The following is a 5753-nucleotide window of genomic DNA, read 5'->3' on the forward strand; positions in this document are numbered from 1 at the left end:
CTTTTAATATTTCCAACCTAGTTTTTTCTTCTGGCATAGGAATATCTAATACTCTATCAAATCTTCCAGGGCGCAATAATGCGGGGTCTAAAATATCTGGTCTATTTGATGCCGCTATTATAACAATATCTTTAATCGATTGCATTCCATCTATTTCTGTTAAAAGCGTATCTACAATTCTTTCAGTTACTGCTGAATCTCCATTTATACCTCCTCTTCTAGGAGCAATTGCATCTATTTCATCAATAAATATTATACATGGAGAAGCTAATTTTGCTTTTCTGAATATTTCTCTCATTATTTTTTCTGATTCTCCAACCCATTTTGATAATATTGCAGGGCCTTTAATTGAAATGAAATTTGATTCGCTTTCATGTGCCACTGCTTTAGCTAGTAAAGTTTTACCTGTACCTGGCAAACCAACTAATAATATTCCTTTTATTGGTCTTATTCCCATTTTTGTAAATACTTCTGGATTTTTTAAAGGTAATTCTACCGCTTCTTTTAATTCAGTTTTTTCTCTTTCTAATCCACCAACATCTTCCCATTTTATATTTGGTCTCTCAACAAAAACTTCTCTTAATGCAGAAGGAGTAATTTCTTTTATTGCATCAAAAAAATCTGTTCTTCTAACTTTTAGATTTTCAATAATTTCTGGCGGAATTGTTTCACTTTCTAAATCTATTTGTGGTATAATTCTTCTTAATGCTTTCATAGCGGCTTCTTTTATTAAAGAAGAGATATCTGCACCAGTATATCCATGAGTAATTTGTGCTAATTCACTTAAATCAACATCTTCTTCTAATGGCATTCCTCTGGTGTGAATCATTAAAACTTCTTTTCTATCTGACATATCTGGAATACCAATTTCTAATTCTCTATCAAATCTCCCAGGTCTTCTTAATGCAGGGTCAATTGAATTAATTCTATTTGTTGCTCCTATTACAATAATTTCTCCTCTTGCTTTTAATCCATCCATTAAAGCTAGTAATTGAGAAACCATTCGTTTTTCAACTTCTCCAGTTACTTCTTCTCTTTTTGGAGCTAATGAATCTAATTCATCCATAAAAATAATTGAAGGTGCATTATCCTCTGCTTCTTTGAATACTTGTCTTAATTTTTCTTCTGATTCACCAACGAATTTACTTACTAATTCAGGTCCTGCAATAGGTATAAAATGAGCATCACTTTCATTTGCTACTGCTTTAGCTAGCAATGTTTTACCTGTACCTGGTGCACCATGTAATAAAACTCCTTTTGGAGGGTCAATACCTAATCTTTCGAATAATTCTGGATGTCTTAATGGTAATTCAACCATTTCTCTTATTTTTTGAACTTCATCTTTTAATCCACCAATGTCTTCGTATCTAATTTGAGGGATAGCAGAAACTGAAATTGGTTCTGATTTTAAAGTTAATTCTGTATTATTGTTTATAATCACAATTCCAGTAGGCTGTGTTGTAGCAACTACTAAAGGGAATGAAGTTCCAAAAACACCAATAAATAGAGTATCATCTTTTGTTACTGCTCTTCCAACTAATCTTTTTTTAACATATTCTTGAAATCCAGGTGAGTATTTAATAGGCTGTAAAGGAGCTAGAATAACTTTTTTTGCTTCTTTTGTCTCTGTTTTTCTTAATTTTACTTTATCTCCAATTCCTGTTCCTGTATTTTGCCTAATATATCCATCCATTCTTATTATTCCTAATCCTTCATCTTGAGGTCTTGCTTGCCATACTACTGCTGCAGTTGATTTTTTACCTTTTATTTCTAGTATATCTCCACTTATAACTTCTAATTCTTCTCTTGCTTTTGCATCTATTCTTATAATATTTCTCCCAACGTCAGATTGTAGTGCTTCAGCAACTTTTAATTGGATATCTGTTTTTGATGCCATAAAATTACCCCATTTAAATATAATTTATTTACTTATGAATATAAATTATTCTTAAAAGGTTTTTTAAAGTCTATTATAATTTAAGTAATATTTTTCTTTTGTTATTTTCTATTTCTATTTTAATAATACTTATTTTTTCCAATTTATCTAAAATATTTCGTATATTTCGCTTTTCATTTTCATTTAATTTTAATTTTTTGTATAATACACTTGTTTCTATTTCCCTATTTTTTTCTAATATTTTTAAAATTTTTATCTCTTGTTTATTAAATATAGAATAATCAATTTTTTTTCCTAATTCTTTTTTTAATTCTTCTTCTGTTTTTAATGAAAGTTTTATATTTTGAATATTTTCAATTGATACTTTTTGTTGTCTATTTTTTTCTGCATCTTTTGCTGCTTTCCATAAAGCATTTATTGAAATTCTAGCATCTCCATTATGATTTAAACCAATAGCAGCACATAAAGGGATAACTTCTTCGTCTAATACATTTGGAAAAAATGCTATTTTTGCTCTTTGTTTTAAAATATCTTTTAAAGCAATTGGATCATATGGTTTAAATTCTAAAGTTCTCGGCATTAATGAACTTTTTATTCTATTATCTAATTTTAATAAAATTTCTTGATTATTTGAAATTGCTATTATAGAAATATTTACTCCTAAATTCTCTTTTGCTCTGCTCAAATCATATAAAACTTCATCATCATTTGTTTTTGAGATAAATAATCTATCAATTTCATCAAGAACTATTACTATCCCTTTATAATTACTTTTTTCAAAACCTTCTTCAATTCTTTCATTTACTTCATCAATAGATATCCCTCTCCTTGGGATCATCATTTCTAAATATTTTGCAATTATCCCTAATATCACAAATCTTGAAGAATTCTCCCAGCAATTTATATAAATAGGTAAAATTTTTTGAGTGTGTTCTTCTAATTCATTTAAAATATATTTGCAGGAACAGGTTTTACCTGTTCCTGGGGGGCCGATTAAAAATAAATTTTCGCCTTTTCTGCCATTAATAAGAACGTTTATTGTCATTACTATCTCATTTATTTCTTTTTCCCTATGTAAAATATCTATAGGTAAAAAATCAGGCATAAGAGCTTCTTCTTGTTTAAATATATTTTCTTTTGAAGAGACTTTATCAAAAAGATTCATGCTTAAATATCTTTGACTATGTTTAAATTCTTTGCTGTTTTTTTGAATATAGAAAATTATTTAAAGCAGTATAACACAAATAGTAATATGGAGAATAAATTTAAAACTCAAGATGAATTGTTTTTAAGTGAAACAAAAATTAATTTATCTAATATTTATCCATCAAAATCTAAGGACATAAATTTTGAATTAGAAGGAGTTAAAAGAATTTTATTTGAAAGAGAAGGGCAGGAATTAGAAAAAACCTTATTTTATTCAAAAAAATATACAATATATATAAAATATATTACAGATATCCTAAAAAAAGAATTAGAAGGAGCAACAGGAAGAAAAAAAGAAGAGGAATTTATAACTGGGGTTTGGGGAATATTAATGTCTAATTCAAAAATAACATTTGGGAAAAGTGAAACTGGTTTTTTATATGAATGTATGGAAAATTATATTTTTGATTGCGATACATCCTCAATTTTAATATATGATATAGCAAAAGAATTAGGAATGAATGTAAATTTAGTTTTAGCACCATCTCATGCTTTGATAAAAACAGATAATTTTTATTTTGAAACTACAGGGGGTGCTTATTATCAATTAGATGCAATAAATAAATTATATTCTTATCACATTATATTAAATGATAATCAAATTAATGCAATTACGTTTAATGGAATTTCAAAAAGAAAAGAGTATTTTGAAGATTATAAAGGGGCGGTGGAATTTTGTAAAAAAACAGTAGACTTAGTCCCTAATTTTTCAGATGCATATTTTAATCTTGGTTACAGCCAGTACAACTTAGAAAATTATACTGAAGCAATTGCTAATTTTGAAAAAGCAATCAAATTAAACCCTAATGATCCTGATTTTTATAATGGATTAGCCAATACACAAATGAAAATAGGAAAGTATCATGGGGCAGTAGAAAGTTATACTAAAGCAATAGAGCTAGCTCCTAAACATCAAAATATTGCTTTTTATTATAGTAATAGAAGTGTTGCTAAAGATGCATTAGGATTGTATAAAGAAGCATTAAAAGATATAAATATGGCAATAAAATTGGATCCTAGCAATGAAATATTTAAACTTAATAAAAAGAATATTGAATTGGCTATTAACTAATTTTTGATTTTTTAATTTGCAATTTCTTAACTTACCTTTTTAAATGTTTTTTTCGTTGATATAGCTATGGCAGATGAATTATTAGAACTTACAAAGAACTTAGTAGGAATGAAAACTCCTTGTGGAGACATAAGAAGATTAAATAGATGTATGGATTTTGTTATTGATTATTTTCATGATACTGTTAAAGTTAAAAGATTTCAATACAATAGATTTCCTTCAGTTATTATATCTAATTATGTAAGACCAAATATAATATTAAATTCTAATATAGATGTTGTTGGTGCAGATGATTCAATGTTTATCCCAAAAGTCAAAAATGGGAAATTATACGGTAGAGGAGCTTATGATTCAAAAGCTCAAGTTGCTGCATTTATGAAAGTAATAAAAGATAATCCAACTGCAAGCATTGGTTTAATGATAACCTCAGATGGAGAAACCGGTGGAAAATGGGGTTCTGGTAGATTAGTAAAGGATTATCCTTGTAAATTTGTGATTGTTGGGGAGCCAACAGACTTAGATATTGTTTATGAAACAAAAGGCGCATTATGGATTGATGTTGAATATAAAGGCAAAAGTTGTGATTCAAGTGAGCCTTGGAAAGGAGTTAATGCAATTGAAGAAGGGATTAAAAAAATTAATAAAGTGTTTAAAGCATATAATAGTAAATCTGGTTTTAATCCAACTTATAGTTTAGCTGCAATAACTACTAGAAATACATTTTATAATAAAATTCCTGATCAAGCTGTTTTTTCATTAGATATTCGTTTTGTTGGTTCTCCAGAGCCGATTTTAAAAGCACTTAAAAAAGAGAAATTTGTTTTTGATGGTAAAAAATACCCTGTTTTAAACAAAAAAATATTTCCTGCGCTTAAAACAAAACAAGATGATAAATATCTTCAATTATTTAAAAAAGCAGCAGAAAAAGCAATTAATAAAAATATAAAATTGAGAAAAGATTCTGGTTTTACAGATGCAAGATATTTCAAAAATGCAATAGAATTTGGTGCGCAAGGTGAAAATGCACATTCAGATGGAGAATATGTGGATATAAAAAGTATTCATAAGGTTTATGATGCAGTTTCTGCTTTTGTAAAAGCGCAAGAAGAAAAAAATAAATAAGTTATTCAATTTCAAAACGATTTAAATTTTTAATTTAAATATTTTGAAATAAGTCATTTTATTTCAAAACGATTTAAATTTTTAATTTAAATATTTTGAAATAATTCATTTTATTTCAAAATAAAAACCATTTATCTCTTTTTCATAATATGGATTTATAATTTCATTTGAAGTTGTTTCAATATAAGTAGAATAATTTCCAGTATCTATATAAACGATTACGTGATTCAAATCTTTTGGATCTTCTAAATTGTTAGTATCAATATATACTAAAGAAACATTCCATTCCGAATTCATTGATTTTAATATACTCGCGATTAAAATTGAACTGTCTTTGCAGTCTCCACCTGCGCCTAATAATGTTTCTAAAGGTAGTCTTGGAGTTTCTTTTATTTCTGGGGTGTATCTAATTAAATTTGTGATTATATACCAAACTGCCCCAATTCTTTCTTCATC

At 27.4% G+C, this 5753-nt stretch carries 5 protein-coding genes; 2 read left to right on the top strand and 3 right to left on the bottom strand.

The genetic code is table 11. The features are described 5' to 3' along the window. The coding region (locus WC356_07200; GenBank protein ID MFA5382930.1) for a CDC48 family AAA ATPase at nucleotides 1-1897 on the bottom strand (1897 nt) is incomplete at its 3' end. A gap of 73 nt (nucleotides 1898-1970) precedes the next feature. After that, complete coding sequence (locus tag WC356_07205; protein ID MFA5382931.1) at nucleotides 1971-3062, bottom strand: AAA family ATPase; 1092 nt, start codon at nucleotides 3060-3062, stop codon at nucleotides 1971-1973. A gap of 87 nt (nucleotides 3063-3149) precedes the next feature. Between WC356_07205 and WC356_07210 the strand changes: the two genes are divergently transcribed. Continuing rightward, nucleotides 3150-4175, top strand: a complete 1026-nt coding sequence (locus WC356_07210; protein MFA5382932.1) for a tetratricopeptide repeat protein — start codon at nucleotides 3150-3152, stop codon at nucleotides 4173-4175. 66 nt (nucleotides 4176-4241) lie between these two features. Further along, entirely contained in the window at nucleotides 4242-5297 is a 1056-nt protein-coding gene (locus WC356_07215) for a M20/M25/M40 family metallo-hydrolase (GenBank protein MFA5382933.1), read from the top strand. Nucleotides 5298-5402: 105 nt separating this feature from the next. Here WC356_07215 and WC356_07220 read toward each other — a convergent pair. Beyond that, nucleotides 5403-5753: hypothetical protein (locus WC356_07220; protein MFA5382934.1), on the bottom strand; the 351-nt coding region annotated here is incomplete at its 5' end.

The organism is Candidatus Micrarchaeia archaeon (genome assembly GCA_041653315.1).
GTDB lineage: Archaea > Micrarchaeota > Micrarchaeia > Anstonellales > JAHKLY01 > JAHKLY01.

Excerpts from the sequence above, each read along its gene's own strand:
- WC356_07210 (MFA5382932.1), top strand. The coding sequence starts at position 3,150 with ATGGAGAATAAATTTAAAACTCAAGATGAATTGTTTTTAAGTGAAACA.
- WC356_07215 (MFA5382933.1), top strand. The coding sequence starts at position 4,242 with ATGGCAGATGAATTATTAGAACTTACAAAGAACTTAGTAGGAATGAAA.
- WC356_07205 (MFA5382931.1), bottom strand. The coding sequence starts at position 3,062 with ATGAATCTTTTTGATAAAGTCTCTTCAAAAGAAAATATATTTAAACAA.